The organism is Roseicyclus sediminis, from assembly GCF_025515305.1.
Taxonomy (GTDB): domain Bacteria; phylum Pseudomonadota; class Alphaproteobacteria; order Rhodobacterales; family Rhodobacteraceae; genus Roseibacterium; species Roseibacterium sediminis.
Genome location: NZ_JAOPHT010000010.1, coordinates 33,517 through 49,250, shown reverse-complemented (window position 1 = coordinate 49,250; position 15,734 = coordinate 33,517). Strand labels below are relative to the sequence as shown.

Below are 15,734 nucleotides of genomic sequence, written 5' to 3'. Positions count from 1 at the left end.
GGGGCAAGGGGCAGGAACAGGCGGCGATGACCTATTGCGTGGGGCTGAAGCTCAACCGCGGACTGGTGTTCATGTCTGATACCCGCACGAATGCGGGCGTCGACAACATCAGCGTGTTCCGCAAGATGTTCCTCTGGCAGACCGAGGGCGAACGCTCGATCACGCTGATGACGGCGGGCAACCTCGCCACGACGCAGGCCGTCGTGAGCCTGCTGAGCGAGCGGGCCAAACCGGCCGATGAGCGCGGCGCGCCCTCGATCCTCGAGGCGCCGTCCATGTTCCAGGTGGCGCGGCTGGTGGGAGAGACCCTGCGCGAGGTGATCGCGCAGCAATCGGGCCTCGACGGGCCGCAGGCCGACAGCCCGTTCTCGGCGACGCTGATCCTCGGCGGCCAGGTGCGCGGCGGCGAGCCGCGGCTTTTCATGATCTACCCCGAGGGCAATTTCGTCGAGGCGAGTGCGGACACGCCCTTCTTCCAGATCGGCGAGACGAAATACGGCAAGCCCATCCTGATACGCGCCTACGACGCCGACATGAGCTTCGAGGAGGCGGTCAAGCTCCTGATGCTGAGCTTCGATTCGACGATCAAGGCGAACCTCTCGGTGGGCCTGCCACTCGACCTGCACCTCTACCAGGCAGACAGCTTCCGGACCGGCGCGCTGCGCCGGATCGAGCGCGACGACGTCTATTTCGAAACGATCTCCTCGGGCTGGGGCGAGGCCCTGAAGGAAGCCTTCCGGCAGATGCCTCCCTATTCGCTCGGCTGAGGAGTTTCGCCCTTCGGGCGACCCGCGCGAGAGGGGCTTCGCCCCCCTCGCGCTCCATTGCTCTTTGCGAGAGGGGCTTCGCCCCCCTCGCGCTCCACTGTTCTTTGCGAGAGGGGCTTCGCCCCCCTCGCGCTCCCCCGGGCGTATTTGAGGAAAGATGAAGCGTCAGGACTTCGTCACGTCGTGGCCGTGCACCCATTCGAAACGGGCCGTGACGAGGTGCGGCGCGGTGCGGGCCGCGAGGCGGAGCGCGGAATGGGCGGCGAAACGCAGCGGACCCGGCCGCAGGTGATAGGCGGTCGCGTTGTCTTCGGCGGCCTGCACGATCCGGGCGCAGCGGGGGCGGCGGAGCGCGGCATAGGCGGCGAGCGCCGCGGCGGTGTCCGTATCCTCGGCGAGGCAGCGGACCAGGACCCAGGCATCCTCCAGCGCCATGTTGGCGCCCTGCGCGAGAAACGGCAGCGTCGGGTGCGCGGCATCGCCCAGAAGCGCAAGGCGCCCGCCGGTCCAGACCGGTGCCACTGGATGGCGGAAGAGGCCCCAGAGATGCGCCGTCCCGACGCGCGCGAGGAGGTCGCGCACCTCGGGGCAGAAATCGGCGAAGGCGCGGGCGAGGTTCGCGGGATCGTCGGTGTGGTGCCAGCCCTCCGCGGCCCAGTCGTCGCGTTCCTCGACCGCGACGATGTTCACGAGCCGCCCCTGGCGCAACGGATAGCGCACGAGATGGCGGCCGGGGCCCATGAAGACATGCGCCTCGGCCGGCAGGCTGCCGTCATCGGGAAGCGTCGCGCGCCAGGCGACCTGGCCGGTGAAATAGGGCCTGGACCTCGCGTTCAGCGCGGTGCGGGCCGGCGAGGACAGACCGTCGGCGGCAAGGGTCAGGCCGTGGGTCTCCACGGTGCCGTCCGCGAGGGTGAGGCTGGTCTCGTCGCCATCGATGGCCACGGTCTCGACACGGGTTCCCAGGCGCAGGCGCACGCCCGCCGCGCGCGCGGCATCGGCCAGCGTATCGACAAGATCGGCGCGGTGGACGAAGTGCCAGGGCCGGTCCTCACGGGTGAGCGGGAAGGAGAAGACCTCGGCGCCGCGCCGGAAGTCGCGCAGCCGCACCGCCCGCGACCGCGGCGCCTTCGCCGCGATGTCTTCGGCGAGGCCCAGCGCCTTCAGGACGGCCCAGCCATTGGGACTGACTTGAATGCCTGCGCCGACCTCGGTGATCCCCGGGGCCTGTTCCAGCAAGGTGACCTCGGCCCCGCGGAGCGCCGCAGCCAGAGCCGCCGCGAGGCCGGCAATGCCGCCGCCAATGACCGTCACCCGTTGTCCCAGAAGCATGCCGCCCTCCGTCGCCCCCGAAAAGCAAAGGCGCCCCGGCGGGGCGCCCCTTGGTCTTCATCGCCGTTCGGCCCCGACCTCAGTCGTCGCGGTGGACCTTCTCGCGCCGCTCGTGACGCTCCTGCGCCTCGAGGCTCATCGTGGCGATGGGGCGCGCGTCGAGACGCTTGAGCGAGATCGGCTCGCCGGTCACCTCGCAATAGCCGTATTCGCCTTCCTCGATCCGCCGCAGCGCGCTGTCGATCTTGGCGATGAGCTTGCGCTGGCGATCGCGGGTCCTGAGTTCGAGCGCGCGGTCCGTCTCCTCGCTGGCCCGGTCGGCGACGTCGGGAATGTTCCGCGTGCCGTCCTGCAGCGTCTCGACCGTCAGGCGGCTCTCCTCCAGGAGATCATTCTTCCAGGTCAGAAGCTTGCGGCGGAAGTATTCGAGCTGACGCTCGTTCATGAACGGTTCGTCCTCGGCGGGACGGTAGTCTTCAGGCAGAAAGACTTCGGCTTTCATGGTGCTCCCCTCTGCGGAGCCGGTATCAAGAAATGGGTCTGTCATGAAATCCCCTCCGGCCACCGCGGCCCGATTACAAGACCGGACCCCGATTGTCACCACCCTTGTGGGAGAAGCGCATGGATTCTCATCGCGCCCGGGGCGGGCCTGCGCAAAATGAGGCAGAGGGTGCGCGGCTTGCACCAGCGAGGACCGTCCGCGCGCTGGACTCCGACGCGCCCTCCGCCTAGGTCGCAGGAACGAGGGACCGAGAGATGAGGGGCCGCCCATGCGCTTCGAAGGCACCGCCGACTACGTCGCCACCGAGGACCTGACCGTCGCGGTCAATGCCGCCGTGACGCTGGAGCGCCCGCTTCTGGTGAAGGGGGAGCCCGGGACCGGCAAGACCGAGCTCGCGCGCCAGGTCGCGGCCTCGCTCGGGCTGCCGATCATCGAGTGGCACATCAAGTCCACGACCCGCGCCCAGCAGGGGCTTTACGAATACGACGCGGTCAGCCGGCTGCGCGACAGCCAGCTCGGTGACGAGCGCGTGCACGACGTCCGCAACTACATCCGCAAAGGCAAACTCTGGCAGGCCTTCGAGGCGCAGGGCAAAACCGTCCTGCTGATCGACGAGATCGACAAGGCCGATATCGAGTTTCCCAACGACCTGTTGCAGGAACTCGACCGGATGGAATTCTTCGTCTACGAGACCGGCGAGACGATCCGGGCGCGAACGCGGCCCATCGTCATCATCACCTCGAACAACGAGAAGGAACTGCCGGACGCCTTCCTGCGCCGCTGTTTCTTCCACTTCATCCGCTTCCCCGACATGGAGACCATGCAGCGGATCGTGGAGGTGCATTTCCCGGGGCTGAAGGGGCAGCTTCTGACCACGGCGCTGACGCAGTTCTACGAGATCCGCGACCAGCAGGGCCTGAAGAAGAAGCCCTCGACCTCGGAGGTGCTCGACTGGCTGAAGCTTCTGCTCGCCGAGGACCTCTCGCCCGAGGACCTGCGCCGCGACGGCGCCTCGGCGCTGCCGAAGCTGCATGGCGCGCTGCTGAAGAACGAGCAGGACGTGGCGCTGTTCGAGCGGCTCGCGTTCATGGCACGGCGGCAGCGCTGAGGCGGGGACACAGCCGCCACACCCCGCCGCAAATCTGTGCGGGACGCGGCGGGAAATTGCTGTCTTGTTCACCGATTGGTGCCACATTGGCCCGATAAGTGCCGGCACAGGCACGAGCGAGACAACGACAAGGGCGACAAGCCCGGGCAGGTTCTGACGTGACGGACGGCATCGAGATCAGACCCCTGGAGTCCGGGGATCGCGCGGATTGGGACCGCCTGTGGCGGGCCTATCTCGCCTTCTACGGGGCCGAACGTCCGGCCCATGTCTTCGACACGACCTTCGCGCGCTACACGGATCCGGCGCGGACCGACATGCTGGCATGGATCGCCCGTCATGCCGGGCGGGCCGTGGGCCTCGTCCATGTCATCGTCCATTCCCATGGCTGGCAGGAAGCGCCGGTCACCTACCTGCAGGACCTCTATGCCGATCCCGACACGCGGGGGCGTGGACTTGGCCGCGCCCTGATCGAGACGGTCTATGCCGACGCCGACCGGGCCGGGCGGCCCAACGTCTACTGGATGACCCAGACCGGGAACGCGACCGCGCGGCGGCTCTACGACCGGATCGCGGTGGCCACCGACTTCATGAAATACAGCCGGAGCTGACCGCCTTGTCCCTGTCCCGCCGCATCCTGCGTGCCTCTGCGCTGCCTCTTGTCCTGGCTCTCGCGCTCGGCGCCTGCACCCCGAGCGTTTCGACCTCGGCCATCGCCGAGCGGCGGGCCGACACGCTTGCGGGCGATCTGCCGGGCATGAACCGCTTTGCCGGGTCCGCCCCCATGGCGCCGGGCCGCGCGAACAGCGAGATCGCCGCCGATTTCCTCGATCTCGCCTTCGCCATGGAATCGGGCCGCCCGATCACGGGCATGAGCCGGTTCGAAGGCCCGATCACCGTCACGGTGACGGGAACGCCGCCCGCGACCCTGACCGCCGATCTCGACGCGCTCATCGCCCGGCTGCGGGCGGAGGCCGGCATCGACATCGCGCGGATCGGCGCGGGCGACGGCCCCGCCGGCATCACGATCGAGACCCTGCCCCGCGCGCGCATGCAGCGCGTCGTGCCGCAGGCGGCCTGTTTCGTGGTGCCCCGCGTCAGTTCCTGGGGCGAGTTCCGCCGCGCGCGCAACAGCCGCGATCTCGACTGGACCACCCTCGCCGCACGCGAAAGGGTTGCCGTCTTCATCCCCTCCGACGTCTCCCCGCAGGAGGTGCGCGATTGCCTCCACGAGGAGGTGGCGCAGGCGCTGGGGCCGTTGAACGATCTCTACCGCCTGCCCGATTCCGTCTTCAACGACGACAATTTCCATGCCGTGCTGACCGGCTTCGACATGCTGGTCCTGCGGGCCTACTACGACCGCGAGCTTGCCACGGGCATGACCCGGGCCGAGGTCTCCGCGCGGCTGCCCGGCATCCTCGCGCGGCTGAACCCGCGGGGCGAGCGCGCCTCGCGCACGACCGTGCGGGCCACGTCGCGCGCCTGGATCGACGCGATCGAGACAGCGCTCGGGCCCGGAACCTCCGAAGCCGCGCGCATCCAGTCGGCCGAACGGGCCGTGACCATTGCACGCAACGCCGGATGGGACGACACGCGCCTCGGCTTCAGTTTCTTCGCGCTCGGCCGCCTGACGCTCAGCCGGGACGCCGACCGCTCGGTCCAGGCCTTCCAGACGGCCGCGGCGATCTTCGAGCGCGACGCGCCGGGCGGCATCCAGCTGGCGCATGTGGACATGCAGCTTGCCGCCTTCTCGCTGTCGGCGGGCCGCGCCGAGGAGGCGCTGCGCCTGACCACGCGTGCGATCCCGGCGGCGACACAGGCGCAGAACGCGGCGCTTCTCTCGACGCTGCTGATGATCCGCGCCGAGGCGCTGCAGGATGTCGGCCGCGCAAGCGAGGCGCGCGCGGTGCGCCTCGACAGCCTGGGATGGGGCCGCTATGGCTTCGGCTCGAACGCGGCGGTGGGCGCCCGGTTGACCGAGGTCGCCGCGCTCTCGCCATGAGGCGGGACCACGCGGAGGTGACATGCTGAACCTGATCGGAGCCCTGGGCGGCGCGGCGCTTGGCGTGCTCGTGGCGCGGCGGCGGGGCGGCAACCGCCTCGACATGGCGCAATACGCGGCCGTCTTCGCGATCCTCGGCTTTCTGCTGGGCACCTTCGCGATGCTGATGCTCCCCGCGCCGGGCTGAGGCGCCGCCGGAAACCCAGCTTTTCCGCCCCTCGAAGCCGCGGGGTCGCGCGGGCGGTCCGACACGACGATTCCCGTTTCCCCCGCCGCGCGACTGCCCTACCTTCGCGCCCATGTTCCTGCCCTTCTTCGACGCCCTGCGCTCTGCGCGCCTGCCCGTCTCGCTCCGGGAATACCTGAGCTTTCTCGAAGGCGTCTCCGCGGGCCTCGTGACCTATGACGTCGACGGGTTCTACTACCTCGCGCGCGCCGCGATGGTGAAGGACGAACGCCACCTCGACCGCTTCGACCAGGCCTTCGCCCATGTCTTCGGCGGGCTCGAGGCGATCACGCCCGAGGAGATGCTGGAGGCGACAGAGATCCCGCGCGAATGGCTGGAGAAACTCGCCGAAAAGCACCTGACGCCCGAGGAGCGCGCCGAGATCGAGGCGCTCGGCGGGTTCGACAAGCTGATGGAGACGCTGCGCGAGCGGCTGCGGGAACAGCAGGGCCGCCACCAGGGCGGGAACAAGTGGATCGGGACCGCCGGCACGTCCCCTTTCGGCGCCTATGGCTACAACCCCGAGGGGGTGCGCATCGGGCAGGATCAAAGCCGCCATCGCCGCGCGGTGAAGGTCTGGGACAAGCGCGAGTTCCGCAACCTCGACGACAGCGTCGAGCTTGGGACCCGCAACATCAAGGTCGCCATGAAGCGCCTGCGCCAATGGGTCCGGCAGGGCGCGCATGAGGAGCTCGACCTCGACGGCACGATCCGCGCCACGGCCGAACACGGATACCTCGACGTCAAGACCCGACCCGAGCGGCACAACGCGGTAAAGGTGATCCTGTTTCTGGATGTCGGCGGGTCGATGGACGACCATATCCGCGTGGTGGAAGAGCTGTTCTCGGCCGCACGCACCGAGTTCAAGCACCTCGAATACTACTATTTCCACAACTGCCTTTACGAAGCCGTCTGGCGCGACAACAAGCGCCGCTGGACCGAGCAGATCCCGACCCACGAGGTGATGAACACCTACGGATCGGACTACAAATGCATCTTCGTGGGAGACGCCTCGATGAGCCCCTACGAGATCGCCTTCGCGGGCGGTGCGAACGAGCACTGGAACGCCGAGGCGGGCCAGGTCTGGCTGGAGCGCGCGCGCACCCAGTGGCCGGACCATGTCTGGATCAACCCCGTGCCCGAGCGCTACTGGGACCACACCCAGTCGATCGGGATGATCCGCCAGATCTTCGAGGACCGCATGGTGCCGATGACGCTGGAAGGGATCGACCGCGGCATGCGGGTGCTGGGGCGCTAGCGGATGGCCGAACCCACCCAATCCGCGCTGGTCTTTCTCTGGGAGAGGCATCGGCCCGCGATGATCGCGCTGGCCCTTGCCGTGATCGTCGCGGGTTTCTTCGCGGTGCGTCTCGCGCTCTTCACAATCTACTGGTCCGACCCCGCGCATCGCGAGCAGCCGCTCGAAGGGTGGATGACGCCGGGCTATGTCGCCCATTCCTACGGGCTCGACCGGGACGCCTTCCGCGATGCGCTCAGGATCCCGCCGGGAACGCGCGCGACATTCGAGGAGCTTGCCGCCGCACGCGGCGTGCCGCTCGAGGACATGCTGGCCGGGGTTGAGACCGCCATAGCCGCGGTACGCTCCGAATGACCGAGACGCTTCTCGCGCTGGTCCCTGTCTACGGCCTCGGGCTTGTCGCGGTCGCCACCTTCCTCTCCTGCCTGGCGCTGCCCGTGCCGAGTTCATTGGTGATGCTGGCCGCGGGCGGCTTCGCGGCGGCGGGCGACCTCGTGCTGTGGCAGGTGGCGGGTGCGGCGCTCGTCGGCGCGGTCGCGGGTGACCAGGTGGGCTACCGCCTCGGGCGCGTGGGCGGGCGCCTCTTCGCGGGGCGGAGCCTGTCGCCCGCCCGCGCACGTCTGATGGGACAGGCGGCGGACTACCTGCGCACCCGCGGCGCCACGGCGGTCTTTCTCAGCCGCTGGCTCTTCTCGCCGCTTGGCCCCTACGTGAACTTCGCGGGCGGCGCGGCGGGCCTGCCACTCGGCGCCTTCACGCGGGCGGGCGTGGCGGGAGAGGCCGTCTGGGTCGCGCTCTATGTCGGCCTCGGCGCGGTCTTCGCCGACGACCTCCTCGCGCTTGCCGACATCCTCGGCAATGCCTCGGGACTCCTTGCAGCGCTTGCGGTGGCGGTGGCGCTGATCTTCTGGCTTCGCGCCGCGCTGCGCCATCGGCACCGGCCGGCCTGAAGCCCGCCGCTTGACAGCGCCCTGCCCTGCGCGCCCACTCGGGGGTGGAGGAGATCCCCATGCCCGACGCCCCCGTCTTCGAGGTCGACCCCAGGGCCTTCTGGTCCGACCCCTACCCCGATCTCGCGCGCATGCGGGCCGAGGCCCCCATCGCGCGCGTTCCGCAACTGGGCGGTGCGGTGCTCATGACGCGGCGCGCGGACATCCACCGCGAGGAGAAGAGAATCGAGGTGTTCTCCTCCCGCCAGCCCGAGGGCCTGATGACGAAGCTCATGGGCGAGAACCTCATGCGGCGGGACGGCGAGGCGCATCTCTCCGAGCGCCGCGCGCTGTTTCCGGCGCTCAGCCCCCGCACGGTGCGCGAAACCTGGCTGCCGCTGTTTCGCGAAAGGACCGCCGCGATCCTCGACGACCTCGCCCCGCGTGGCGAGGCCGACCTTGTGCGGGACTATGCCATGCCGGTCTCGGCCGAGGCGCTGAAGCTGATCACCGGGCTCACCAACATGGCCGCCGCCGAGATGGACCGCGTGAGCCAGGGCATGATCGACGGCTGTTCGAACTACGCGGGCGACCCCGCCATCGAGGCCCATTGCCACGACTGCACGGCCTCGATCGACCGGCATATCGCCGAGAGGATGCCGCGCCTGTCGGCCGCGCCGGACATGTCCGCGATCTCGGTCATGGAACGCGCGGGCCTCGGCCCCGACCGGATCTCGGCCAATACCAAGCTCATCATATCGGGCGGGCAGAACGAGCCGCGCGACGCCATCGCCGGTGCCGCCTGGGCCGTTCTGCGCCATCCCGAAGTGCGCGACGCGGCCGTGGCGGGGCTTCTCGGCTGGGACGCGGTCTTCGCGGAATATGCACGGTGGATCAGCCCCATCGGCATGTCCCCGCGCGAGGTGGCGCAGGCCGACACGGTCGAGGGCATCGACTTCACGCCCGGAACGCGCGTCTTCCTGATGTTCGGCTCGGCCAACCGGGACGAGGACGCCTTCGACGCGCCCGACCGCTTCGACCCCTGGCGCGACACCAGCGCGGCCATCCCCTTCGGCGCGGGTCCGCATTTCTGTGCGGGCGCTGCGGCGTCCAGGGCGCTGATCGCCGAGGTGGCGCTGCCCATGCTGTTCGAGCGGCTGAAGGGGTTGAGGCTCGCCGGGGAGGCGCCCTTCGGGGGCTGGGCCTTCCGCGGCCCGCTGGCGGTGCCCGTGGCCTGGGACGCGTGAGCGCGCGCACCGGTCCTGGCATACGAAAAACGCCGCGCCCCCGGGGGGACGCGGCGGCAGCGTGCAGGGCGAAAGGGTCAGGCCGTCTTGCGACGGCGGCGGGTCACGGCGATGGCGCCAAGCCCCGACCCCAGCAGGAGAATCCCGGCCGGAAGCGGAACGGGCGCGACCTGCCCGGTCAGGAGGTCCTGGTTGGTCCCTGAGGCGAAATAGGTGATCTCGTAATTCTCCTCCTGCCCGAGATTGGACAGCCAGGAATTGGCCTGCGCGACGACGCCGGAATTGTTCCAGGCCGAGAAGAGCCCGGTGCTCACGTCGAGCGGCCCCGAGAGGTTCTCGTAGACGATCTCCCAGATCGCGACCTGGAAGGCGGCGCCTTCCACGCCGGTATCGATGTCGTCGTAGTAGCTGGTGAAAAGCCGGTTCAGCAGCCCTTCGCGCGCCGAGCCGAGCGGGTTGCCCGCCACCTGGTAGCTGACGCCATCGGCGACGTTCTGGGCGATGTCGAAACACCAGGCGAAAAACTCTGAGACGCCGTCAGTAACGTGGAAGGGACCGGCCCGGACACCGATCGGACCGCGAACGGGGCTCTGGATGGTCACGTTCTGGGCCAGGTTGGGGGCGCCGAAGGCACCGGGGCCGACATAGTCGAGCGTCACGGTCGAGGCGGCGGCGGGTCCCGCCACGAAAAGAGAGGCCGCGGCTGCGGCAAGAATACGCTTCATCGAAATCACTCCAAAAAAAATGGCACGCGAGAATATGGCGACATTTGGGCAGACATGGCGGGCAAAAGCCAGCACCTCGTGCGGCGGGGCCACGGACGGCGGAAGGGCGAAACGGATTTAAAATACTGTTTATTAACAATTTTCAGAAAGTTTTCAACAATGGAACAACACCGTTTCCCGGTGTCTCACCGCCGCATTTTCGCCCGGTTTCCCCGCGGATGGCGGAATCGTCCGGACCATTGCCGCCCGCCGTTTCGCGCCCCATATCCGCCCCATGTTGAAGCTCACGCCGATCCTGCTGGCCGTCCTTTATGCGATCGCGATGTTCCAGTTCTCGGCCTGGCGCACGCGGCGAGAGCTGGACGCGCGCTCGACCGAGCTTGCGGATGCGCGGCTGAAGGCGCTGACCGACCGGATGGCGCAGGCGCTGGGGATCGAACGGATCCGCGTGAACCTCTACGAGGTCGAGGTGGTGAACGGCCTCGCCGCCCCCGATGGACGCATCTTCCTGACGCGCGGTTTCTTCGAGAAGTACCGGCGCGGCGAGGTCACGGCCGAGGAATTGTCCAGCGTCATCGCCCATGAACTGGGGCACGTCGCCCTCGGCCACACGCGGCGGCGGATGATCGACTTTTCCGGCCAGAACGCCATCCGCGTGGCGCTTGCCACGGTCCTCGGCCGCTTCCTTCCCGGCCTTGGCGTGTGGATCGCCAATGCGCTGGCGACGCTTCTGGCCGCGCGGCTGAGCCGCCAGGACGAGTACGAGGCCGATGCCTATGCCTCGGCGCTGCTGGTGAAGGCCGGGATCGGCACGGGTCCGCAGAAAAGCCTTTTCGGCAAGCTCGAGGGGCTGACCGGAATGGGCGGGCGCGGCATTCCAGCCTGGCTCATGAGCCATCCCAAGACGACCGAGCGGATCGCCGCCATCGAGGCGCTGGAGGCCCGCTGGTCCCGGGAACTGCCGCGGGAGTGACGCAGGCGGGCGTCGCATTGCGTATTTTCGGAAAGATGAAGCCGGGCTCAGGCGGCGAGCGCCTTGCCGAGCCGCGGCAGGCGCGCCCGTTTCAGGAGCGCGCGCAGGTCGAGGACCTGGCCTGACAGATGCTCTGCCTCGGCGTGGACGTCGCGGACGACGCGCTCCACCGTCTCCGGCGTCGCCGCGAGGAGGCCGAGGAGAAACGGGTCGGGATGGAGCGCGACGACGTTCAAAGGCAGGAGCTCGGCGCGGGGGAAGTCGCGCAGGTTCAGCGTCACGATCCCGTCGGCGCCCGCGGCCCGCGCGGTGGCAAGCACGTGGATGTCGGCGGGGTCCGGTAGCCAGAGCGCGGCCTCGGAGGCGGGATCGTGTCGGACGGACGCGCCGGGGAAACGCGCGGCAAGCCGCGCGATCTCGCCGCGCGCGATGGCCTCGTCGCCCGCACTGCCCTGCCGCGCGGCGGTCCGCGCCCATTCCTCCATCAGGCGATCCGACCAGACCGGCGCGAACAGCCCGCCGGACGCGCAGCCGATCAGGATCTCGCGCAGGACAGTGGGATAGAGGACGCAGGCATCGAGGACGAAAGCCCCGCCCGTCATGGCATCAGCCGGAACGCCAGCGCCTTGAGATACCCCGTCTCGGTCAGGGCCGGGTGCTGCGGATGGTCGGGACCGGCGAACCCGGTGTGGATCAGCCGCGGATCGCGGCCCGCCCGGCCGAGGCCGCGCAGGCACGCCATGCGGAACTTGGAAAGGTCGGCGGCGTGCGAGCAGGAGCACAGGATCACGATGCCCCCCGGCGCCACGAGGTCGGCGGCAAGCCGCGCCGTCCGCTCGTAGGCGCGCAGTCCCTGGGTCAGGGCCTGTTTCGACGGGGCGAAGGCCGGCGGATCGCAGATGACGAGGTCGAAGGTCGCGCGCTCGCCCGCCAGCGCCGTCATCGTGTCGAAGGCGTCGCCCGCCCGCGTCCCGAACCGGTCGGCGACGCCGCTTGCCTCGGCGCCCGACCGCGCGAGCGCCAGCGCCGCCTCCGAGGCGTCGACGGCAAGGGCCGAGGCCGCGCCGCCGGCAAGGCAGGCCAGCGCGAAGCCCCCGACATGGGAAAACACGTCGAGCACGCGCGCGCCGCGTGCCATCGAGGCGGCGAAGGCATGGTTCGGGCGCTGGTCGAAGAAGAGGCCGGTCTTCTGCCCGCCGGTCACGTCGGCCTTGTAGACAGCGCCGTTCATCGGCACGTCGAGCGCCGCCTCAGGGGCCTTGCCCACGAGGATCGTGGTCTCCTCCGGCAGGCCCTCGGCGGCGCGTGCGCGCCCCGTTCCGTTCTTGACGATGCAGGTCGCGCCCGTGAGCCCGGCCAGGATCCCGGTCAGGTCGTCGAGCCGTTCCTCCAGCCAGATCGCGTTCGGCTGGATCACGATCGTGTCGCCGAAGCGGTCGGCGATCAGGCCGGGCAGCCCGTCGCCCTCGGCATGGACAAGCCGGTAGAAGGGCGCGTCGAAGGCGCGGCTCCGCAGGTCGAGTGCCGCCGAGAGCCGCGCACGCAGCCAGTCACGGTCGATGAGGGCGCCGGGATCGCGGTCGAGAAGCCTGAGGCCGATCTTCGCCTCGACCGTGGCCACCCCCACCCCCAGCGCCACGCGCCCCGCATCCTCGAGAACAGCGAGCGCGCCGGGCGCGATCCCGCGCGCGCGCCGGTCGAGCACGAGGTCGTCGGACCAGGCCCAGGGATGGCCGTGGCGGATGCGGCGCGCATCGGCCTTGGGCTTCAGTCTCAGAACGGGAAGAGGGGATGGCGTCATGCCATCCCCTTTACGCCCGCGCGCGGAGACGCGAAAGGGCCGGCGCGCGCGTCAGGCGCGGACCGGCATGGCCTCAGGCCCGGAATTCCGTCGCGACCCAGGCCACCAGATGCTCGGTGATGCGGCTGCGTTGCGTGATGCCCTGCTGTTCGGCCTCGACCGCCTGGCGTCCGCCCAGCGCGCGGAAGGTCAGGTCGACGGAACGCGGAGCGGAGAGGACCTCGCCGGTCTCGGCATGGCGGACGGTGACGACGAATTCGATCTCGTGCTGCCCGCCGACCGTGTATCGCGCGCGCTCGGTCAAGGCATGGAAACGCGTGACCTCAATGTTCATCTCGACCGGGACGCTGCCCTGGAACCGCGCGAAGGCCGGTTCGAGCGCGCCGCGCATGATCGCCTCGACCTGGACGTAGCGGTCGCCCGGCGCGTCCTCGCGCCAGACGATGTCGGCCCGCGGCTTCAACCCGTGCGCTTCGGAAACGGAGAGACTGCGCGGCACCGTGATGTTCACGGCCGCGACCCCCCAATCATTGCTGAATGCCGGAAGCGGTGCCGCGGAAACGCCGCGGTCAATGTCTGTCTCGCCGCGGTCCGCGCGCGTCACGTTGCCCATGTTCGCGCAGCCAGATACCGCCATTGCCGCACACAGGACTCCTGCGGCGAAGAGCCGGTTCGCATTGATGCTCATATTGCCTGCCTCTTTCTCAGGACACTCACGAAAGCGCCCGAACTTCGTCGGATCGATACAATTCCACATATACTTTAGTATTGGTGGCGGAATGAGGGCGGCAAATAAGGCGATTTCAAGGCGAACGCCCCGGTCTTCAGAGGCTCAACCGATCTCGCGGATCCCCGAGACGGCGCGGCGCGCGCCCTGGAGCATCCAGGCGTGCTCGGAGGCGATGAAGAACCCCGTCACGCCACATTCCGCATGCAGGGCACGGGCGCGCTCGGCATCGGCGACGAAGGTCATGAAGGCACGACCCGAGGCGCGCGCGGCCGCCCCGGTCCGGGCATAGGCGCGGGCGACATCGGGGTTGTCCTGCACGCTGTGGCCATATCCCACGGTCAGGTCGGCGGGTCCGAGAAACAGCGCGTCGATCCCGTCGGTCGCCGCGATGGCCTCCACCGCCTCGACGCCTTCGGGGTCTTCGATCTGGGCGATGACGAGGGTGTCAGCGCTCTCGGCAAGGAGGTCGGGCATCGTCCGCGTGCCAAAGCCCGCCCAGCGCGTCGATCCCGCATAGCCCCGCCCGCCCGGACCGAAGCGCGCGGCGCGGGCCACGCGGGCGGCCGTCGCGGCATCGGTCACATGGGGCACGACGATACCGTGGGCGCCCGCGTCGAGCGCCATGCCGATCTGCTCGGCGGTGCCGGATGGCACGCGGATCACGACCGGGAAGTCCGCCGCGCGCGCCAGGGCGCAGAGCGCGTTCAGGGACGCGCGGTCGAAGGGGGCATGCTCGACGTCGAGGCAGACGAAGTCCAGCCCCGCCAGGATCAGGACCTCCAGCACGTCGACGGCGGGGGTTTTCATGAAGGTTCCGGCCAGGCACTCGCCCGCCATCACCCGGTTCCGAAAGGTCTTGCCGCTCATGTCGTCCGCCTCCACCCGCCAATGCGCGCGACGGAGACTGCAGCCCGCATGGGATGAATGCAAGAAGCCCGGGTCCTATGAACCGGGCGGGGACGGATCGACGGGCATGCTGCCCGGCGCGAAGTCCAGGGGCAGGTCACCTTCGGCCTGTGCAAGCTCGGGGTGCGCGCCGGCGACCATCGGCAGGGAACCGGGCATCGCGCCCGGCGGGGCGGGCATGGGCGCGGGCGCGGTCACGGGCACCGGCGTCGGGCCGTGATCGGGCGGCAGGTCGCGGACCATCGGAACCATGGCCGGCCCCTCGCCCACGACGGCGGACCGCACCCCGACCGCGCCATCGTCGAGGCGAAGCGCGCGCTGACCCCGGACCTGTCCCAGGCGCGCCGTCATGACACGCTGACCGGCCGGCGTTTCCAGCCGCACGCGCGCAAGGTCGGATGCGTCGAAGCCGATGAGGTCACCGGGCTTCAGCGCCTCCACCTCGCACAGGGGACGTCGCGTGCGCAGGAGGACCGCGACAAGGTCGAGTTCGGCTTCCTGCAGCGCGAGGGCGAGACCCTCGCGCCATTCCTCAGGCTGGCCGGGCGGCGGAGGACCGCCGGCATCGCCCGCCGCGATCCGCGGCACGGCCAGCACCACTCTCCCCTCGCGCGCGCCCTCCGCGCCGAGGCGAAGATCGGCCGTCAGGACGTGAAAGCGCGTGTCGGGCAGAAGCAGGTTCAGCTGCGCGCGGTCGGCGATGCTGCTGCCGAAGCTCAGGCGTTCGGGCCAGTCGCGCCCGCCCATCGCGTCGGTTTCCCGGGCGAAGGCGGCCAGCACGAGATCAAGGAAATCGCGGCAGAGCGCCTCGTCTATGCGGGTGACCGGGCGCGGCGGGAGTGTCTGCGCCTCGACCCGGCCGGTCGTCTGCACCTCGATCAGTGCGTCGACCAGGCCGTGGGAGAGCGCAAGAAGTCCGCGCCGCCCCTCCCGATCCTCCAGCGCCGCGACAAGTCCGTGATCGGGCAAGGCGGCGATGGCGCGGGCGAGGCCCATCCCCTCCTCCGCCGTGACCTCGTCGAGGACCGGATCGAGCCCGCGAAACGGCACCGCGGCATGACGAAGGGCCCGCCCCCAGGTGCGGGTCAGTTCGGGCCGGCGGTCGCGCGCTTCGGCCGCGCCGCGCCGATGGGCTGCGACGATACGCGAAAGCACGCTGGCCCGTTGCGGGGTCGCGGGGTCCTGGGTCTGGGTCATCTGTCGCGTGATCGGCGGAAAGCGGGTTCATCCG

The 15,734-nt window shown here is 69.7% G+C and carries 18 protein-coding genes; 10 read left to right on the top strand and 8 right to left on the bottom strand.

Annotated elements, in window-relative coordinates; translation table 11 throughout:
- Positions 1–26 precede the first annotated feature (26 nt).
- Complete coding sequence (locus N8I71_RS13275; RefSeq protein ID WP_262878485.1) at positions 27–767, top strand: proteasome-type protease; 741 nt, start codon at positions 27–29, stop codon at positions 765–767.
- A gap of 165 nt (positions 768–932) precedes the next feature.
- On the opposite strand, the gene N8I71_RS13270 is transcribed toward N8I71_RS13275, so the two are convergent.
- Both N8I71_RS13270 and dksA read right to left on the bottom strand, forming a co-directional pair.
- Positions 933–2,099 (bottom strand): FAD-dependent oxidoreductase, encoded by a 1,167-nt coding sequence (locus tag N8I71_RS13270; RefSeq protein WP_262878484.1) that lies wholly within the window; start codon positions 2,097–2,099, stop codon positions 933–935.
- A 79-nt stretch (positions 2,100–2,178) separates the two neighbouring features.
- Positions 2,179–2,601 (bottom strand): RNA polymerase-binding protein DksA, encoded by a 423-nt coding sequence (dksA, locus tag N8I71_RS13265; protein ID WP_262878483.1) that lies wholly within the window; start codon positions 2,599–2,601, stop codon positions 2,179–2,181.
- Between the two features lie 268 nt (positions 2,602–2,869).
- On the opposite strand from dksA, the gene N8I71_RS13260 reads away from it, so the two are divergent.
- From N8I71_RS13260 to N8I71_RS13225, 8 genes are all read left to right on the top strand, one after another.
- The gene (locus N8I71_RS13260; RefSeq protein ID WP_262878482.1) at positions 2,870–3,709 is read left to right on the top strand and encodes an AAA family ATPase; all 840 of its coding nucleotides are present in this window, start codon (positions 2,870–2,872) and stop codon (positions 3,707–3,709) included.
- Between the two features lie 158 nt (positions 3,710–3,867).
- The gene (locus N8I71_RS13255) at positions 3,868–4,317 is read left to right on the top strand and encodes a GNAT family N-acetyltransferase (RefSeq protein WP_262878481.1); all 450 of its coding nucleotides are present in this window, start codon (positions 3,868–3,870) and stop codon (positions 4,315–4,317) included.
- 11 nt (positions 4,318–4,328) lie between these two features.
- Positions 4,329–5,708 carry a DUF2927 domain-containing protein gene (locus N8I71_RS13250; protein ID WP_406676101.1) on the top strand — a complete coding sequence of 460 codons (1,380 nt, stop codon included), beginning with the start codon at positions 4,329–4,331 and terminating at the stop codon, positions 5,706–5,708.
- 22 nt (positions 5,709–5,730) lie between these two features.
- Positions 5,731–5,895: a hypothetical protein gene (locus N8I71_RS13245; protein WP_262878477.1), complete on the top strand. Its 165-nt coding sequence runs from the start codon at positions 5,731–5,733 to the stop codon at positions 5,893–5,895.
- 112 nt (positions 5,896–6,007) lie between these two features.
- Positions 6,008–7,192 carry a vWA domain-containing protein gene (locus N8I71_RS13240; RefSeq protein ID WP_262878476.1) on the top strand — a complete coding sequence of 395 codons (1,185 nt, stop codon included), beginning with the start codon at positions 6,008–6,010 and terminating at the stop codon, positions 7,190–7,192.
- Positions 7,193–7,195: 3 nt separating this feature from the next.
- The gene (locus N8I71_RS13235) at positions 7,196–7,546 is read left to right on the top strand and encodes a hypothetical protein (protein ID WP_262878475.1); all 351 of its coding nucleotides are present in this window, start codon (positions 7,196–7,198) and stop codon (positions 7,544–7,546) included.
- Positions 7,543–8,142, top strand: coding sequence for a DedA family protein (locus N8I71_RS13230; protein WP_262878474.1), 600 nt, complete (start codon positions 7,543–7,545; stop codon positions 8,140–8,142). The genes N8I71_RS13235 and N8I71_RS13230 overlap by 4 nt, the downstream gene beginning before the upstream one ends.
- Positions 8,143–8,201: 59 nt before the next feature.
- Positions 8,202–9,368 carry a cytochrome P450 gene (locus tag N8I71_RS13225; protein ID WP_262878473.1) on the top strand — a complete coding sequence of 389 codons (1,167 nt, stop codon included), beginning with the start codon at positions 8,202–8,204 and terminating at the stop codon, positions 9,366–9,368.
- A gap of 77 nt (positions 9,369–9,445) precedes the next feature.
- On the opposite strand, the gene N8I71_RS13220 is transcribed toward N8I71_RS13225, so the two are convergent.
- Positions 9,446–10,093, bottom strand: a complete 648-nt coding sequence (locus N8I71_RS13220) for a VPLPA-CTERM sorting domain-containing protein (protein WP_262878472.1) — start codon at positions 10,091–10,093, stop codon at positions 9,446–9,448.
- A gap of 274 nt (positions 10,094–10,367) precedes the next feature.
- On the opposite strand from N8I71_RS13220, the gene N8I71_RS13215 reads away from it, so the two are divergent.
- Positions 10,368–11,066, top strand: coding sequence for a M48 family metallopeptidase (locus N8I71_RS13215; RefSeq protein ID WP_262878471.1), 699 nt, complete (start codon positions 10,368–10,370; stop codon positions 11,064–11,066).
- Between the two features lie 47 nt (positions 11,067–11,113).
- Here N8I71_RS13215 and N8I71_RS13210 read toward each other — a convergent pair whose 3' ends face one another.
- The 5 genes from N8I71_RS13210 to N8I71_RS13190 form a co-directional block, all read right to left on the bottom strand.
- Positions 11,114–11,668 carry an RSP_2648 family PIN domain-containing protein gene (locus N8I71_RS13210; protein ID WP_262878470.1) on the bottom strand — a complete coding sequence of 185 codons (555 nt, stop codon included), beginning with the start codon at positions 11,666–11,668 and terminating at the stop codon, positions 11,114–11,116.
- Positions 11,665–12,867 carry an RSP_2647 family RNA methyltransferase gene (locus N8I71_RS13205; protein WP_262878469.1) on the bottom strand — a complete coding sequence of 401 codons (1,203 nt, stop codon included), beginning with the start codon at positions 12,865–12,867 and terminating at the stop codon, positions 11,665–11,667. Before N8I71_RS13205 ends, N8I71_RS13210 begins: the two co-directional genes overlap by 4 nt.
- A gap of 73 nt (positions 12,868–12,940) precedes the next feature.
- Positions 12,941–13,480 carry a DUF6778 family protein gene (locus tag N8I71_RS13200; protein ID WP_316249252.1) on the bottom strand — a complete coding sequence of 180 codons (540 nt, stop codon included), beginning with the start codon at positions 13,478–13,480 and terminating at the stop codon, positions 12,941–12,943.
- 219 nt (positions 13,481–13,699) lie between these two features.
- The gene (locus N8I71_RS13195) at positions 13,700–14,464 is read right to left on the bottom strand and encodes an HpcH/HpaI aldolase family protein (RefSeq protein ID WP_262878467.1); all 765 of its coding nucleotides are present in this window, start codon (positions 14,462–14,464) and stop codon (positions 13,700–13,702) included.
- Positions 14,465–14,539: 75 nt separating this feature from the next.
- A complete protein-coding gene (locus N8I71_RS13190) occupies positions 14,540–15,700 on the bottom strand; it encodes a FliM/FliN family flagellar motor switch protein (protein ID WP_262878466.1) in 1,161 nt (386 codons plus the stop codon).
- Positions 15,701–15,734 lie beyond the last annotated feature (34 nt).

Excerpts from the sequence above, each read along its gene's own strand:
- N8I71_RS13275 (WP_262878485.1), top strand. The coding sequence starts at position 27 with ATGACCTATTGCGTGGGGCTGAAGCTCAACCGCGGACTGGTGTTCATG.
- N8I71_RS13270 (WP_262878484.1), bottom strand. The coding sequence starts at position 2,099 with ATGCTTCTGGGACAACGGGTGACGGTCATTGGCGGCGGCATTGCCGGC.
- dksA (WP_262878483.1), bottom strand. The coding sequence starts at position 2,601 with ATGAAAGCCGAAGTCTTTCTGCCTGAAGACTACCGTCCCGCCGAGGAC.
- N8I71_RS13260 (WP_262878482.1), top strand. The coding sequence starts at position 2,870 with ATGCGCTTCGAAGGCACCGCCGACTACGTCGCCACCGAGGACCTGACC.
- N8I71_RS13245 (WP_262878477.1), top strand. The coding sequence starts at position 5,731 with ATGCTGAACCTGATCGGAGCCCTGGGCGGCGCGGCGCTTGGCGTGCTC.
- N8I71_RS13240 (WP_262878476.1), top strand. The coding sequence starts at position 6,008 with ATGTTCCTGCCCTTCTTCGACGCCCTGCGCTCTGCGCGCCTGCCCGTC.
- N8I71_RS13235 (WP_262878475.1), top strand. The coding sequence starts at position 7,196 with ATGGCCGAACCCACCCAATCCGCGCTGGTCTTTCTCTGGGAGAGGCAT.
- N8I71_RS13230 (WP_262878474.1), top strand. The coding sequence starts at position 7,543 with ATGACCGAGACGCTTCTCGCGCTGGTCCCTGTCTACGGCCTCGGGCTT.
- N8I71_RS13225 (WP_262878473.1), top strand. The coding sequence starts at position 8,202 with ATGCCCGACGCCCCCGTCTTCGAGGTCGACCCCAGGGCCTTCTGGTCC.
- N8I71_RS13220 (WP_262878472.1), bottom strand. The coding sequence starts at position 10,093 with ATGAAGCGTATTCTTGCCGCAGCCGCGGCCTCTCTTTTCGTGGCGGGA.
- N8I71_RS13215 (WP_262878471.1), top strand. The coding sequence starts at position 10,368 with ATGTTGAAGCTCACGCCGATCCTGCTGGCCGTCCTTTATGCGATCGCG.
- N8I71_RS13210 (WP_262878470.1), bottom strand. The coding sequence starts at position 11,668 with ATGACGGGCGGGGCTTTCGTCCTCGATGCCTGCGTCCTCTATCCCACT.
- N8I71_RS13205 (WP_262878469.1), bottom strand. The coding sequence starts at position 12,867 with ATGACGCCATCCCCTCTTCCCGTTCTGAGACTGAAGCCCAAGGCCGAT.
- N8I71_RS13200 (WP_316249252.1), bottom strand. The coding sequence starts at position 13,480 with ATGGGCAACGTGACGCGCGCGGACCGCGGCGAGACAGACATTGACCGC.
- N8I71_RS13195 (WP_262878467.1), bottom strand. The coding sequence starts at position 14,464 with ATGAGCGGCAAGACCTTTCGGAACCGGGTGATGGCGGGCGAGTGCCTG.
- N8I71_RS13190 (WP_262878466.1), bottom strand. The coding sequence starts at position 15,700 with ATGACCCAGACCCAGGACCCCGCGACCCCGCAACGGGCCAGCGTGCTT.